This window comes from Staphylococcus americanisciuri, from assembly GCF_024814435.1.
Classification (GTDB): Bacteria; Bacillota; Bacilli; order Staphylococcales; family Staphylococcaceae; genus Staphylococcus; species Staphylococcus americanisciuri.
Map to the genome: position 1 here is coordinate 29,479 of NZ_JANUXY010000008.1, position 15,169 is coordinate 44,647.

At 36.8% G+C, this 15,169-nt stretch carries 18 protein-coding genes; 8 read left to right on the forward strand and 10 right to left on the reverse strand.

Annotated features, from left to right (window positions below):
• Positions 1–52 precede the first annotated feature (52 nt).
• Positions 53–154 carry a putative holin-like toxin gene (locus NXS11_RS11115; RefSeq protein WP_373319402.1) on the forward strand — a complete coding sequence of 34 codons (102 nt, stop codon included), beginning with the start codon at positions 53–55 and terminating at the stop codon, positions 152–154.
• A 340-nt stretch (positions 155–494) separates the two neighbouring features.
• On the opposite strand, the gene NXS11_RS08320 is transcribed toward NXS11_RS11115, so the two are convergent.
• The 6 genes from NXS11_RS08320 to NXS11_RS08345 form a co-directional block, all read right to left on the reverse strand.
• Complete coding sequence (locus NXS11_RS08320) at positions 495–797, reverse strand: YerC/YecD family TrpR-related protein (protein ID WP_259200489.1); 303 nt, start codon at positions 795–797, stop codon at positions 495–497.
• 69 nt (positions 798–866) lie between these two features.
• Complete coding sequence (gene purB / locus NXS11_RS08325; protein WP_259200491.1) at positions 867–2,162, reverse strand: adenylosuccinate lyase; 1,296 nt, start codon at positions 2,160–2,162, stop codon at positions 867–869.
• A gap of 243 nt (positions 2,163–2,405) precedes the next feature.
• Positions 2,406–2,582: an NETI motif-containing protein gene (locus NXS11_RS08330; protein WP_259200492.1), complete on the reverse strand. Its 177-nt coding sequence runs from the start codon at positions 2,580–2,582 to the stop codon at positions 2,406–2,408.
• The gene (locus NXS11_RS08335) at positions 2,572–3,141 is read right to left on the reverse strand and encodes a DUF2179 domain-containing protein (RefSeq protein ID WP_259200493.1); all 570 of its coding nucleotides are present in this window, start codon (positions 3,139–3,141) and stop codon (positions 2,572–2,574) included. The genes NXS11_RS08330 and NXS11_RS08335 overlap by 11 nt, the downstream gene beginning before the upstream one ends.
• A gap of 64 nt (positions 3,142–3,205) precedes the next feature.
• On the reverse strand, positions 3,206–4,030 hold the full coding sequence (gene nadE, locus NXS11_RS08340) for an NAD(+) synthase (protein WP_259200495.1): 825 nt from the start codon (positions 4,028–4,030) through the stop codon (positions 3,206–3,208).
• Entirely contained in the window at positions 4,023–5,492 is a 1,470-nt protein-coding gene (locus NXS11_RS08345) for a nicotinate phosphoribosyltransferase (protein WP_259200497.1), read from the reverse strand. The genes nadE and NXS11_RS08345 overlap by 8 nt, the downstream gene beginning before the upstream one ends.
• Positions 5,493–5,742: 250 nt before the next feature.
• On the opposite strand from NXS11_RS08345, the gene NXS11_RS08350 reads away from it, so the two are divergent.
• Both NXS11_RS08350 and NXS11_RS08355 read left to right on the forward strand, forming a co-directional pair.
• Entirely contained in the window at positions 5,743–6,813 is a 1,071-nt protein-coding gene (locus NXS11_RS08350) for a nitric oxide synthase oxygenase (protein WP_259200498.1), read from the forward strand.
• A gap of 45 nt (positions 6,814–6,858) precedes the next feature.
• Positions 6,859–7,659, forward strand: a complete 801-nt coding sequence (locus NXS11_RS08355; protein ID WP_259200499.1) for a prephenate dehydratase — start codon at positions 6,859–6,861, stop codon at positions 7,657–7,659.
• A gap of 49 nt (positions 7,660–7,708) precedes the next feature.
• Here the strand turns inward: NXS11_RS08355 and NXS11_RS08360 are convergent, their stop codons facing one another.
• On the reverse strand, positions 7,709–8,806 hold the full coding sequence (locus NXS11_RS08360; protein WP_259200501.1) for a glycosyl hydrolase family 28-related protein: 1,098 nt from the start codon (positions 8,804–8,806) through the stop codon (positions 7,709–7,711).
• 86 nt (positions 8,807–8,892) lie between these two features.
• Here NXS11_RS08360 and NXS11_RS08365 point away from each other — a divergent pair, with 86 nt between their 5' ends.
• The 5 genes from NXS11_RS08365 (at position 8,893) to NXS11_RS08385 (ending at position 14,037) form a co-directional block, all read left to right on the forward strand.
• The gene (locus NXS11_RS08365) at positions 8,893–9,444 is read left to right on the forward strand and encodes a cysteine hydrolase family protein (RefSeq protein WP_259200502.1); all 552 of its coding nucleotides are present in this window, start codon (positions 8,893–8,895) and stop codon (positions 9,442–9,444) included.
• A 56-nt stretch (positions 9,445–9,500) separates the two neighbouring features.
• Positions 9,501–10,427, forward strand: coding sequence for a manganese-dependent inorganic pyrophosphatase (locus NXS11_RS08370; protein ID WP_259200503.1), 927 nt, complete (start codon positions 9,501–9,503; stop codon positions 10,425–10,427).
• Positions 10,428–10,452: 25 nt separating this feature from the next.
• Positions 10,453–10,731, forward strand: a complete 279-nt coding sequence (locus NXS11_RS08375) for a GNAT family N-acetyltransferase (RefSeq protein ID WP_259200504.1) — start codon at positions 10,453–10,455, stop codon at positions 10,729–10,731.
• 66 nt (positions 10,732–10,797) lie between these two features.
• The gene (locus NXS11_RS08380; protein WP_259200506.1) at positions 10,798–12,177 is read left to right on the forward strand and encodes an aldehyde dehydrogenase; all 1,380 of its coding nucleotides are present in this window, start codon (positions 10,798–10,800) and stop codon (positions 12,175–12,177) included.
• Positions 12,178–12,828: 651 nt separating this feature from the next.
• Entirely contained in the window at positions 12,829–14,037 is a 1,209-nt protein-coding gene (locus tag NXS11_RS08385; RefSeq protein WP_259200508.1) for an MFS transporter, read from the forward strand.
• A gap of 49 nt (positions 14,038–14,086) precedes the next feature.
• Here NXS11_RS08385 and NXS11_RS08390 read toward each other — a convergent pair whose 3' ends face one another.
• From NXS11_RS08390 to NXS11_RS08400, 3 genes are read right to left on the reverse strand one after another with little or no spacing between them, the layout of a single operon-like run.
• Positions 14,087–14,446, reverse strand: a complete 360-nt coding sequence (locus NXS11_RS08390) for an IS30 family transposase (RefSeq protein ID WP_259200603.1) — start codon at positions 14,444–14,446, stop codon at positions 14,087–14,089.
• 59 nt (positions 14,447–14,505) lie between these two features.
• Positions 14,506–14,955, reverse strand: a complete 450-nt coding sequence (locus tag NXS11_RS08395) for an NUDIX domain-containing protein (protein WP_259200509.1) — start codon at positions 14,953–14,955, stop codon at positions 14,506–14,508.
• On the reverse strand, positions 14,952–15,167 hold the full coding sequence (locus tag NXS11_RS08400; RefSeq protein WP_373319398.1) for a hypothetical protein: 216 nt from the start codon (positions 15,165–15,167) through the stop codon (positions 14,952–14,954). Before NXS11_RS08400 ends, NXS11_RS08395 begins: the two co-directional genes overlap by 4 nt.
• Positions 15,168–15,169: the final 2 nt, after the last annotated feature.

Below are 15,169 nucleotides of genomic sequence, written 5' to 3' on the forward strand. Positions count from 1 at the left end.
AGTTAAGTGGATGCTGGCTATGATCTTTAAAAAGGAGAATCCCTTATAGTAACTGTGGGGAAATGCGCTACTACTTATGATAGGATTCGGAAGTTTAATCTTTTCCTTGTTAGTTTTAGTCGTCGGCATTATTAAATTGTCCATAAAAATATAACCGCCAATAGCTTTTGACAATTGGCACTTATTTTTCATAGTAAGTAAAATTAGCCACCGTCTTTTTAACAACTTCATTACAACATATAAATATAATTATACAATGGACTACTATATAATTTGTAAACACACTAAAACGCTTTACATTTACACAAATTCTGATAGTGTGCTTCCAAAATCTAATCTACTACAAAATAAGGCTGAAAAGCTGATATTCAATAAATAAGATGATTAATTATCCAAAATGCTACTATCAGAATTTACTAGTTCCTTATTTATAAAACACAAAATAACAGTGGCAACGTCTCTATCTAGACATCTCCACTGTTATCTTCGTCTCTTTATTTTTTTGTTTCGATATTCATTCGTTCTAAAATCATGGTATAGGCGTCATTTCCCCATTGTAACGAACGTTTCACACGCGAAATGGTAGCTGTCGATGCGCCCGATTCTTGCTCAATCGTCGCATATGTGTATCCTTGTTTAATCATTTTCGCAACTTGTAAACGTTGAGATAACGATTGAATCTCATTCACTGTGCACAAATCATCAAAAAATTGATAACATTCTTCACGCGTTTCTAGAGTTAGGACCGCGTCAAACAATTCATCTAATGCTTTTCCACGTAGTTTCTCAATTTGCATGCAAACAACCCCTATATTATAGAATATCTGTTCATTCGCAACCGAACGAACAGATAAAGTGTAGTTGTCCTATTCTAGACCTACTCTTTTAAATATTGTATCAACTTGGTTAAGGTGATGTCTAGGGTCAAAGCACATATCTAAGTCTTCTTTTGAAAGTTTCTCTGTAATTATTGGATCCGCTTCCACTAATTCTCTAAATGGCGTCTTCGTTTGCCATGACATCATTGCTTTTGGCTGCACAGTATCATACGCTTCTTCGCGCACCATCCCTTTGTCGATTAATGCTAATAACACACGTTGTGAATAAATAAGACCAAATGTTTTGTTCATGTTCTCTGTCATATTTTCTTCGTACACTGTTAAACGATCAACAATGTTTGTAAAGCGATTCAACGCATAATCTAATGCAATCGTTACATCTGGTAACATGATACGCTCTGCTGATGAATGTGAAATATCACGTTCATGCCATAGTGGCACGTTCTCATACGCTGTTGTAATATAACCACGAATCACACGTGCAATACCTGTGATGTTTTCTGAACCGATTGGGTTACGTTTATGTGGCATTGCTGAAGAGCCTTTTTGCCCTTTCGCAAATGCTTCTTCCACTTCTCGTGTTTCTGTTTTTTGTAGGTTGCGGATTTCGACTGCAAATTTTTCAAGAGATGTCGCAATCAAGCTTAATGTTGCAATATAATATGCATGTCGATCACGTTGCAATGTTTGTGTTGAAATAGGTGCTGTACCGATACCAAGATGTTTACATACGTAGGCTTCGATTTCTGGTGGAATATTCGCAAACGTCCCTACAGCACCACTCATTTTTCCTACTTCGATTTCTTCACGCACACGTTTGAAACGTTCCATATTACGTTGCATTTCAGCATACCATAATGCCATTTTGACACCGAATGTTGTTGGCTCTGCATGCACACCATGTGTACGTCCCATCATCAATGTTGTTTTATATTTTTTTGCTTTCGCTGCTAACACTTCAATAAAACGTTCTAAATCTTTTTCAATAATATCATTCGCTTGTTTCACTTGGTAGCTCAAGGCTGTATCAACAACATCTGTTGAAGTTAAGCCGTAGTGTACCCATTTACGTTCTTCGCCTAATGTTTCAGATACTTGTCTTGTAAATGCGACAACATCGTGACGTGTCTCTTGTTCAATTTCTTTTGCACGATCAACATCTACACGTGCATGTTCACGAATCTTTTTAACGTCTTCTTTAGGAATATAACCCAATTCACTCCATGCTTCACTTGCTAAAATCTCAACTTCCAACCATGCTTCGTAGCGGTTTTGATCTGTCCAAATACGTGACATTTCTTCTCTTGAATAACGTTCAATCATTAGTCATAAACTCCTATCTCAAATATTAGTTTTATTATAGCAAACCTACAACATCTATCCATTCTCTATTCAAACAAATTTATCGTTCGGAATCAAGCTTCTATTAACAATTTAATTTGTATGATATTTCCAACAAAACCTTTTAAAACGAATTATGAAGTTATAAAAACAACTAAAGTTCGTATTTTAAGCATATAAAAAGCCAAGGTATTACTGTAACCTTAGCTTTTTACGGGTGGTGTGTTATTGTTCAAGTTTTTTCCCTGTAAACACAATCTCTTGCCTCAAAACCTCAACACTACCATCTTTATTCTCTTTAAATACAGGTTTTTCATAGCGTTTCACTGGCATGTAGCCTGCTTCTCGCATGCGTGCTAAACAATCTTGTATTGTTTCATCCACTTCTACTCTAAATTTCATCTGTATCATACGCCTTTACTTTTTTGCTTCGTACGCCTTTCACCCAGAAACCGCCATGAATAGTACGTGGTTCATAGGCAATGACAAAGGCTTTTGGATCCAACTGCTTAATCGTGTCCATCAGCTTAAGTTCAAAACGACGCGGTGTGAGAATTTGCATTACGAGGCGTTCACCATCACGACCATGCGCACCAAAATGTATCACACCGTAGCCTAAGTCACGTAATTGACGTGGTAAATCCATATCTAAATTAACAGTCGTTACATTAACAACTGAATAGCCGAGCGCTAATTTCTCTTCTATCTTCATTCCAACAATAATACCAACAGAAAAACCTAATGCATATGCGATAATATTTTGAATCTGGTCAAGACTCGACATAACAAGTCCTAAACCAATTACATAGACAAGTACTTCTACAAAGCTGACGATTGCAGCAACATAACGATAGCCTTTCAACGTCAGTATGACACGCATTGTGAGCGCCGTGACATAGGCAACGTTAATCAAAAAGATGGCAATCAACATCAGCCATGGATTTTCATTGATGATACTCATAGACTCCCTCACTCTCAGTAAAATCTAGCTTATTTTACCAAGTTGGTGAGGGTTTGTCATTAACTTATTGTTTCGGCCAAGTAAAACGTGTATAGGCTAATTCACGCTTATGCGCATTGCGTACAAAATGCTTTTCAATCACTTCAGCATCTGCTGGTGTGACAGTCTTGCCTTCTAGATAGTCATCGATCGCGTCATAAGTCACACCAAGCGCTACTTCATCAGGGAGTTGTGGTTTGTCGTCTTCCAAATCTGCAGTCGGTGCTTTCTCATATAAATGTGCAGGTGCGCCTAAATATTGAAGCAGCTGGCGCCCTTGTCGTTTATTCAAACCAAATAACGGCGCAATATCCGCAGCACCATCACCATGTTTTGTAAAAAAGCCTGTGATATTTTCAGCTGAATGATCTGTCCCAACAACAATACCACTTGTATTTGCGGCAATGGCATATTGTACTTTCATACGTTCACGTGCTTTTTCATTCCCTTTTTGGAAATCAGTCAACGTAATACCAGCCGCTTTAAGTGCTGCAACACTTTGGTCAACAGCAGGCTGAATATTTACTGTTATCGTACGATTGGGTTCAATAAATGCCAACGCATCTTCGACATCATCTGCATCACGTTGTACACCATACGGCAGTTTAACCGCAATAAATGTATATGGGTACTCGGCTGTTTCATTTAACTCATTGACAGCGAGTTGTACGAGTTTTCCTGCCAATGTCGAGTCTTGCCCACCTGAAATGCCTAATACAAGTGTGCGTATAAATGAATGTGCTTTAACGTATTGCTTGATAAAATCTTTAATCGTTTCAATCATTTCTGCACTATCAATCGTCGGCTCGACTTTCATATCATTGACAATCATTGCTTGCATGCTATTCATTGAAATCCTCCATCTCTTTAACCTTTTCTGCCACTTCAAAGATACGTTTCTGTTTATTTTCCCAACATGCCGTGCTCAAGTCGACTGGATACTCTTCCGGATTTAAATAACGCTTATTTTCATCCCATAACAAGTTCAAGTTGTCTGCCAAGTATGCTTTCGCCTCTTGTTCAGACGGACAATCATATACGCATTTCCCATCCACAAAAATATCATGATGTAAATCAACCGCTTCAAACTGCTTAATAAATTTCGTTTTATATGTGTGAATAGGGTGGAACATTTTCAGTGGTGATTCAGACGCCGGATCTTCATGTTCTAACGTAATATAGTCGCCTTCTGATTTGTTTGTTTTCGTATTGATGATGCGATACACGCGCTTCATGCTTGGTGTTGTTACCTTTTCAGCATTATTTGACAGTTTAATGCGATCAACATAGTCACCATCTGCATTTTCCACAGCGACCATTTTATATACTGCCCCCAGTGCTGGTTGTTGATAAGCCGTAATTAATTTGGTACCAACTCCCCAAACGTCCACTGCTGCACCTTGACCTTTCAAGCTGGAAATCGTTGCTTCATCAAGGTCGTTCGATGCGATGATTTTAGCATCTGGAAAACCAGCGGCATCTAGCATTTTACGTGCTTCTTTAGATAGGTAGGCAATGTCGCCTGAATCCAAACGAATACCGATAAAATTAATCTTGTCACCCAATTCTTTGGCAACACGGATTGCATTGGGTACACCTGACTTCAACGTGTGGAATGTATCTACTAAGAAGACACAATTTTTGTGACGCTCGGCATATTTTTTTAACGCTTCATATTCATCGCCATATGTTTGCACAAAAGCATGCGCATGTGTCCCAGAAACAGGAATATCAAATAATTTTCCAGCACGAACATTACTTGTTGAATCAAAGCCACCAATAATTGCTGCACGTGCGCCCCACACAGCAGCATCCATCTCATGTGCTCGACGTGTCCCGAATTCCATCAACGTGTCATTCGGTGCAACTTGCTTAATCAGGCTTGCTTTTGTTGCGATTAATGTTTGGAAGTTAATAATATTTAATAGTGCTGTTTCAATCAATTGTGCTTGAATTAATGGGGCCTCTACACGTAATAATGGCTCGTTATTAAAACATAACTCCCCTTCTTGCATTGAACGGATATTGCCCGTAAATCGTAATTCTTTCAAATACGCTAAAAAGTCATCTTGATAACCAATGGATTTTAAATAATCGATATCACTTTGTGTAAAGCGACAATTTTCAACAAAATCAATCACTCTACGCAATCCATTGAATACTGCATAACCACTCCCAAACGGCATTTTCCTGAAGTACAAATCAAATACCGCTTTACGTTCATGAATGCCGTCAAACCAATACGATTCTGCCATATTAATTTGATACAAATCATTGTGTAGCATTAAACTATCATCATCAAATTGATACATTATAATATTCCCTCTATTCACCATTTTTTAATTTTGCGTTTAGATATCCCCATCATATCACAGATACATGTTAACAGGACAATGAAACTGAATGACGAGACTTGAACATTGAAAGAAACATGTAATCTAAAGTCAGAGATTCCTGTCCAACTCCCTGTAGTGCTCCCAATTAACAACAAAATCATGACATTCTCTGTTATGACTATCAATAAACCCCAATATTTCACTATAATAATGTTGAGGTGGGAAAATGTTACAAAAAGCACGCACATTTATTTCAGACATGTATAAAGAATTGAATCTATCAGAGACAGCATGTGTTGAACGTATCGCACAAATTGAACAAGAAATTAAAGACACGGGCACATATCGTCATACAACAGAAGAATTAACATACGGCGCACAAGTAGCATGGCGCCAATCTAATCGCTGTATTGGGCGTTTATTCTGGGATAAGTTGATTGTTAAAGATGCCCGTGATGTAAAAGATGAAACAACTTTTATTGATACGATTCATGAACATATTCAAACCGCAACCAACGGCGGACGCATTAAACCTTACATAACGATATTTGCTCAATCAGATGAAGCAGGTCCTCAAATTTTTAACAATCAATTAATTCGTTACGCTGGTTATGAAGATAAAGGGGATCCGGGAGAACGAGACGTAACGCAACTTGCAATACATTTGGGGTGGCAAGGAGAAGGTACAGATTTTGATATTTTGCCTCTCATTTATCAACTTCCAGGACAGCCAATGACATATCATGTGTATCCTAAATCACTCATTATGGAAGTACCGATTCAGCACTCAAACTTTCCAAAAGTGGCAGATCTAGGGTTAAAATGGTATGCCGTTCCAATCATCTCAAGCATGGACTTGAAAATCGGTGGTATTACATATCCGACCGTTCCTTTTAACGGTTGGTATATGGTCAATGAGATTGCAGTGCGTAACTTTACTGATAGCTATCGTTACAATTTGTTAGAAACATTTGCAAAAGCGATGAACTTTGAAACATTGCGTAACACATCATTTAACAAAGACCGCGTGATGGTAGAAATCAATGATGCTGTTTACCAATCTTACAAAAAAGCTGGTGTATCGATGGTCGACCATCTCACTGCCGCTAAACAATTCGAGCAATTTGAACGCAATGAAGCTGAATGTGGTCGTTCAGTCACTGGCAAATGGTCATGGCTTGCACCACCCCTTTCACCAACACTCACTGCAAACTATCATCACGGCTATAACAATGAAATTCGTGAGCCCAATTTTTTTTATAAAGAAAAAACATCTTCTGGGTGTCCTTTCCATTAACTTCATGTACAATAGATGCAAGTTGACTTGAAAGTGAGTGATTGGATGAAATTGTATTATCTCGGTCCTCAAGGTACGTTCTCATATCTTGCGGCACAACAATATTGTGATGAACACGAATCAACGACTCTTGTCGCTAAAACACAGCTTTATGAAGTGATGACAGCGCTATTGGATGATCCGCAGAGCCTTGCAATCGTCCCTATTGAAAATGCGATTGAAGGTACCATTAATATTGTAGCGGATACATTAATTGAGCAACCCTTTACAGTTGTAGACGAAGTTTTACTCGACATTACGTTTGGGCTCTATGGTCAACAAGGACAACAGCTTAGCGATATTAACAAAGTATATTCTATCGGACCAGCAATTAGCCAAACGCAAAATTTTATTCGCCAGCATCATTTAACATATGACTTCACAACGAGTACGATTGCCGCACTAGAACACATTGACAAGACAACTGCAGCAATTATTCCGCTTGGCAGTGGTGAAATGTATGGATTCACAGCACTAGCGACACATATTGAAGACTTTACACATAATCAAACACGCTTTCTCGTCTTACAGCATAGAGATTTTGCACCTGAACAACTGGGTGAACACTGCTTACTTGTTATTACCCCTCAGCGCGATCAACCAGGGCTATTGGCAAGTGTGTTGAACACTTTCGCCTTATTCCATGTAAACCTGTCTTGGATTGAATCGCGTCCGTTGAAAACACAGCTAGGCATGTATCGCTTTTTCGTACAAGCTGATTGTCCAAATCAACAAGACCTAGACAAAATTATTACCATATTAAAAACATTAGATTTTGATATACAGTCACTCGGTCGTTTTAAATAACACCATAACATATCCCCCTTCCACACGATTGTGACAAGGGGGATCTTGCTTATATCATGCTTTTGTCCGTAATATGTTTCTCACGGCACTTAGGTGTTGAAAGCTCACTTTGTAGCGTTAAACCACGGATAGCAGTAAGTGAAATCGGGGCACATTGTCCTTCAAATACATTCTTTAAAATTTCCACTTTTTCGTGTGGCGACTCGGCATGACTGCGAATGTGAAGCGAGTCTTTCGGTCCAATATTAATAAATGTATTATCTAGCACACAAAAGTCTTTGCCCCCTTGTTTCACATGTGTATTGCCGTCGAGCGTCCAAGAATTTTTACCTTGATAAACACCTAAGTAGCGAATACCACCCGCACAGTTGCGAAAGACATTTTGATGAATCAGCGTATGTTTCCCTTTTAGTGGCGTTAACGCATAGTCTTGCATACCATCAAATACATTGTGTTGAATGACGACTGTGTTATAAAAATGGTCAACACGACTCGCATGAGAACCAATTGCACGATTCCATGCCTGCATATGCCCTTCATGAGAATTTCCGAAATAACAATTTTCAATTATCGCATGTTGTGTAATTGTTCCGTCATTATATCCAAACTTTGGAAACGCACCTTTTACAAATAAATCCAGCTGGATCGCCTCTGAGAAAGAACGGTCACCATTGACATCGTAAAAACCGAGAAATTCACAACCATGAATATGTACACCATCAAGCCCACAAGCATCGATACCGTGACCACCTACTACATTCTTAATAGTTACACCACTCACTTCTACTTCTCGCGCATGACCTAAACACATCGCAGTATTATTGTAAGGATAGTGATTGCCGTTCATATCAAACGTTCCACCCATAATACGAATATTGCCATGTCCGTCATAATGATGATAACGTCTCAAACTTGAACCATTTTTGAGTAACGCATCTCGCCCCTTACGCAATAATGTTGTTTCTTTGTCTAACAATAGCGTTGTACCCGCATATATTTTTAACGCTTTAACGATATGATATGTCCCTGCAGGAATATACACCGTAACTGGCCCTTTCTTCGCTTGGTTCAAGGCTCGTTGTATCCCTATCGTATCTCGCCATTTATTTTGAGTTGTTGCACCAAAATTTAAAACATTTATAACCAATTGTGTGGACGCCTCCTATATAAAAGTTATACTATACATAATAATAGCTTCTTTGTTATATATACCCAAATTTTAGGAGGAACCACATGACAAAACGTGCATTGTTAATTGTAGATTATTCGTATGATTTTATTGCTGATGATGGCAAGTTAACATGCGGAAAAGCTGGGCAACACATTGAATCTTACATTGTCCAACGTATTCAAGATTATGTTGCACATAGCGACCATATTTTTTTCTTGATGGATTTACACTTTAAGAATGACTCGTATCATCCAGAAACGAAACACTTCCCGCCTCATAATATCGTTGGAACACATGGACGTGAATTATATGGCAAAGTAAAAGTACTGTATGACACTATCAAAACACAAGACAACGTACATTATGTTGATAAGCGCCGTTACGATGCATTTTATGGCACACCACTTGATGCCTTACTACGAGAACGTCATATCGATACAGTTGAAATTGTAGGTGTTTGTACAGATATTTGTATTTTGCATACCGCTGCAAGTGCATACAATCTTGGCTACCATATGATTATTCCATCAGCGGGTGTGGCTTCTTTTAACCAAGCTGGTCACGAATGGGCACTATCACACTTTAAAGATACTTTAGGCGCAGAGGTAGAATAAAACTACATGTGCGTGCTAAAATATGAGTGAGAAACCTATATAAGGAGATTGAAACTATGACAACATATATTTTTGGTCATCAAAACCCAGATACTGACGCGATTTCATCAGCAATTATCATGGCAGACTTTGAACAACAAAATGGTAACGCTGAAGCAAAAGCATATCGTTTAGGCGATGTAAGCCCTGAGACACAATATGCCTTAGATTACTTCAAAGTATCAGCGCCAGAATTATTAACAGACGACTTAACAGATCAAGATGTTATTTTAGTCGATCACAACGAATTCCAACAAAGTGCGGAAACAATTGACAAAGCAGCTGTCAAACACGTCATCGATCACCACCGTATCGCAAACTTTGAAACAGCTGGTCCATTGTACTACCGTGCAGAACCTGTAGGCTGTACAGCAACAATTCTTTACAAAATGTACAAAGAAAGAGGCTATGAAATTCGCCCTGAAATTGCAGGTTTAATGATTTCAGCGATTATTTCTGACAGCTTATTATTCAAATCACCAACATGTACATCACAAGACGTGAATGCAGCAAAAGCATTAGCAGAAATCGCTGGTGTAGACCTTGATGCATATGGTCTTGATATGTTAAAAGCAGGTGCATCAACAGCTGACAAGTCTGAAGAACAATTATTAGATGCTGATGCTAAATCATTCAACATGGGTGATTACACAGTTCGTATCGGTCAAGTAAACACAGTCGATATCGACGAAGTATTCGCACGTCAAGAAGCACTTGAAAATGCGATGAACAAAGCAAGTGCGGAAAACGGCTATGACATTTTCGTATTAGCCATTACTGATATTATTAACAGCGACTCTAAAATCTTAGTAGTCGGTGCAGAAAAAGATACAGTCGCAGCAGCATTTGATACAAAACTTGAAAATAACACAGCATTCTTACCAGGTGTTGTATCACGTAAAAAACAAATCGTACCACCTATTACAACAGCATTAACACAATAATTTATTTCAAAGGGTGTGAATGAGTATGTCATACGATATTCAAGAAATGGATAACAAGTTCTATATCGGAGAAGACGCAAGTGCACCACAAGCAGAAATTACCTTTATCTATCGTGACGCACATACAATTGATGTTAATCATACGTATGTGTCCCCTGAGTTACGCGGTGGCGGTGTTGCCAAACAATTGTTCAACAGCGTGATTGATAAAGCACAACGCGAAAATTTAAAAATCATTCCAACATGTAGCTATGTAAAACGACAGTTTGATAAAGACTCATCACTTTCGCCACTGAAGGCGTAACATATTGAAGGACTGGGCATTTAACGCTCAGTCCTTTTATACAATCAATTAGAAAGGACTGAATCCATGGCAAATATCCCTGAACAAGTCCAACAATCGAAAGCCTATTTTCAAACGCATGAAACAAAGTCAATTAAATTTCGGAAAAAGCAATTGAAGCAGTTAGCTAAAAGTATAAAGCAGCATGAATCTGAGCTGTTAGAAGCACTCAAGACAGACCTTGGCAAAAATGGTGTTGAAGCATATGCCACTGAGATTGGCTATACATTGAGCAGCATTAAACAGATGCAGAAATCTATTCAAAAATGGAGTAAAAAAGAAGCGGTCGATACGCCCCTATGGTTATTCCCAGCAAAAAGTTTTATCGTGAAAGAACCGCTGGGCACTATTTTAATTATTGGGCCATTTAACTATCCTTTTCAGTTAGTATTTGAACCACTGATTGGTGCAATCGCAGCTGGTAACACTGCCGTTGTAAAGCCATCTGAACTCACACCAAATGTCGCAAAAGTCATTGAAGCCATCATTACAGCAACATTTGACTCTAAATATGTATCCGTTGTTCAAGGTGGTGCAGACGCCATTCAAACATTACTCAAACAACCTTTCGACCATATTTTCTTTACAGGTAGTGAGCGTGTCGGTAAGATCGTGTATCAAGCGGCAGCCGAGCAACTGATTCCCGTTACACTTGAATTGGGTGGTAAATCACCTGTTATGATTGACCGCACAGCTAACCTGAAAGTTGCTAGCGAACGCATCTGTTTCGGGAAGTTCATCAATGCCGGACAGACGTGTGTTGCACCCGACTACATTTTAATTGACGAGACCGTGAAAGACGACTTTATTCGTGCCTTACGTACGACACTGAAGGAATTTTATGGCGCACATCCATTGAGTAGTGAAGACTTAGGACACATCGTCAATGAACGTCATTTTGACCGCCTTGCAGCAATGATGGACGCCCAACAACCACAATGTGTAATCGGTGGAGAACGTAATGTGGCACAGCGCCGTATTGCTCCGAGCATATATGACAACGTGAAAGCAGATGAGCCGCTGATGCAAGATGAAATCTTTGGTCCCCTACTGCCAATCATGACTTATACACAACTCGATGATGCGATTCAGTTTGTCCAATCACGACCCAAACCGTTGGCATTGTATTTATTTAGTGAAGATGAAAACGTTACTAACCGTGTTCTTAATGAAATCTCCTTTGGCGGTGGCGCGATTAACGATACATTATTACACCTTGCCAATCCAAATCTACCATTTGGCGGAGTCGGCGCATCAGGTATCGGCCACTATCACGGCAAATACTCATTCGATACCTTTACACATAAAAAATCATATATTTTCAAAACAACAAAACTTGAAACAGGATTATTATTCCCACCATATAAAGGGAAATTGAACTATGTCAAACAGCTATTGAAGAAATAATATGGGAAAAGCCATTAGAATTCACAAATAGAGTTTTAATGGCTTTTCATTTATCCTTATGTATAGATGAAATCCATTGTCCAAATGATGATTTACTAGGAAAACTTTTATCCATAACGTGTTTTCCTTTGTATTGGATTGGATATATTACTACCTCCAACCAGTATAAAGGATTTTTTTATGCTTGAAGTTAATTTACAGAAAATTTTAGGATAACTAAAGTTTAAACATTCTTATGTGGCACTAGTTATTTATTTTAAATATTAAAATGTGTAAATTTTCATTGATTTCAAAATATTTACATGGTATATTTTGTATAATCTGATAATTTAGATTACTCTAAATAAGGAGGATATACTTATGAAAGCTAAAGATAACTATTCCTTGGAGACAAAAACAAAAAGAAACTAGAAATAAAGATTGGGAAATTGATAGAGTTTTTCATGCTACTGTAGTGTATGTTAATTTAATTTCATTTAGAAAAAGCCTTTTAAATACTTTGGATGATACAGAGAAGATATATTTTTCTTTTTCAATGAATCTATGCGCGAAGCAGAAAATTTTTTGCATATTTATTATCAGTATTAAAGTCTAATATCAATCTATTCGGTTTAAAAGGAAAATTAGTTATAAATGAGGTGAATCAGTACTGTGAAGAAAAAATATCTATTTGATAACAATTTTTCGATTCTTTATAGTTCTTCTATAATAAATGCATTGGGCAATCAACTCTCGATAATTGCTTTTCCTTTGATTGCAATTGAATACTTTAATGCTGATTCATCATTAACTAGCTTAGTTACCCTTTTTATATTTTTACCAAATTTACTCTTCTCTTCTCATATTGGTGTTTTTGTTGATAAACATAGAAAAAAATATATTCTAATATACTCGAATATTGTATGTTTTTTAATTGCTATATCTATGTATGTCTTTATTGATAACATAAATATAATGGCATTTTTTTTACTTATTTTTGTTATAAGTTCTGTTATGATATTTTCCGGAATCGCATTCTTTTCTTACGTACCTATTATTGTTGAAAAAGATAATATTAAATCTGCAAATTATCAGCTTGAGATTAGTAATAGTATAATTCAATCAATTGGTCCGGCCATAGGTGGACAAATTGCGGTGTTATTCAAAACATCCATTTTAGTACTGATTGATGGTATTTCCTTCTTGATAAGTGGATTGTTACATTTTCTTATCCCAAGCAATAAAGAAGTACTTGATTACAAAGAAAATGAAAGCTATTTTAAAAGTATTTCACGGGGTTATAAATATGTATGGAGTAATTTATTATTAAAAACTTTATTAATTAGTTACTCAGTTCTCGTTTTATCCATTGGTGTATTTCAGTCGTTACAAATATATTACTTATCAAAAGATTTGCATTTAAATACGTTTACAATCGGGCTAATCTTATCTTTAGGAAATATTGGAATGATATTTAGTGCTTTCTTATCTAAATTTATATCTAATAAATTAGGAGATTTAATTACCATTGCATTATCTTTATTCTGTTATTTTTTAGGATTCATTTTATATTTTCTAGCTAAGGACACTACATATTTATTAATATTTTTTGGGCAAACACTAATAAGTTTTGCTTTGCCTTTGTACAATGTTTGTGTGCTTTCTATAAGACAGACAATTATTCCAAATGAATTACTAGGAAGAACCACTTCTATATGGAGACTGGCAGGGAGAGGATTAATCCCTTTAGGATCATTGCTTGCTGCTTTTCTTTCATTGTATGTAAATGTAAAATATTTAATGCTTATAGCAGGATTAATTTCATTAATTAGCGTTTTTATAATCTTGAATTGTCAAGATAAGTGCAACACAGTTGAATAATATACTTCATAGGATGTTTTGAACCCAAGGCATTTTCGTGGTCGTTTGTTCATTTCATCCACTTTACTTTGTATATACGCTTCTGATACATCATCAAATCATCAAGGTCACAACTCTTAGGAAAATACTCTCTAAGAAGTCCATTTGTATTTTCATTCGTTCCTCGTTGCCAAGGATGATGGGGCAGTGGAAAATAAAACTTAACTTTTTCGAGTGTAGCAGAAATTTCAGCATATTTTGCAAATTCCATCCCTCTATCAGGTGTAATTGAATGACAAGGTTGCCCCGTAAGACAGGAAATCATCTTGTCTTTTACAGAGGTAGAACCTTTCTTCTTGGCTTTAGAACTTAGAAGAAAACGACTTTTCCTGTCAACCAAAGTGACAAGGCAAGCGAAGAACGGTAGAATTCTTTTTTACTGTGTCCGTAATATTGACATAAATCCCAATGCTCCATTCTAATAAAAATCTAGCATTTTTCCCAAATATACTTACTTATATTTTTAGGTGCTACTATATTTTTACTTTCTAGTTCATGTATTTCATTCTTATTGAACCACTTCCAGCTTTTAAAAGAACTTTTTTCATTTTGAGACATTAACTCTATATTAATAGGTGTATCTGAGTTCAAAAAAATCTTATAATATGTTTCTCTACTAATAAACGTTTCATTTTTTCCGTTAATTTTAACATCTAGTTCTAATTTTATATCGGTATTGTCTGGAATTATTACTATTCCTAATTCTTCATATATTTCTCTCTTCAATGCTTCTTCAGAGCTTTCCCCTATTTCAATCCCTCCCCCTGGAGTAACCCATAAAATTTTCTCATCAATGACCTCTCTAAAAATAAACTGTTGCAATAAAACTTCATCTTTTTCATTAATTATAAAAGCTCTAGAACTTTCTCTAACTCTCATAGATCCTCCTTATTTAAAGTGTATATTACTTCTGTCATGAATTCTAATGTCCACTCTTTCTTATTTTTTACATTTAATCCATCATTTTCAACTGCTGCAACAATAACACAACCTTTTTTGTGTGCATAGTTTACTGCTTTTCTGTATGCAATTAAATCAGGCTTATTATCTATCTGATTATTAGCATTGTTATTTATATAATAATCTCCCAAGC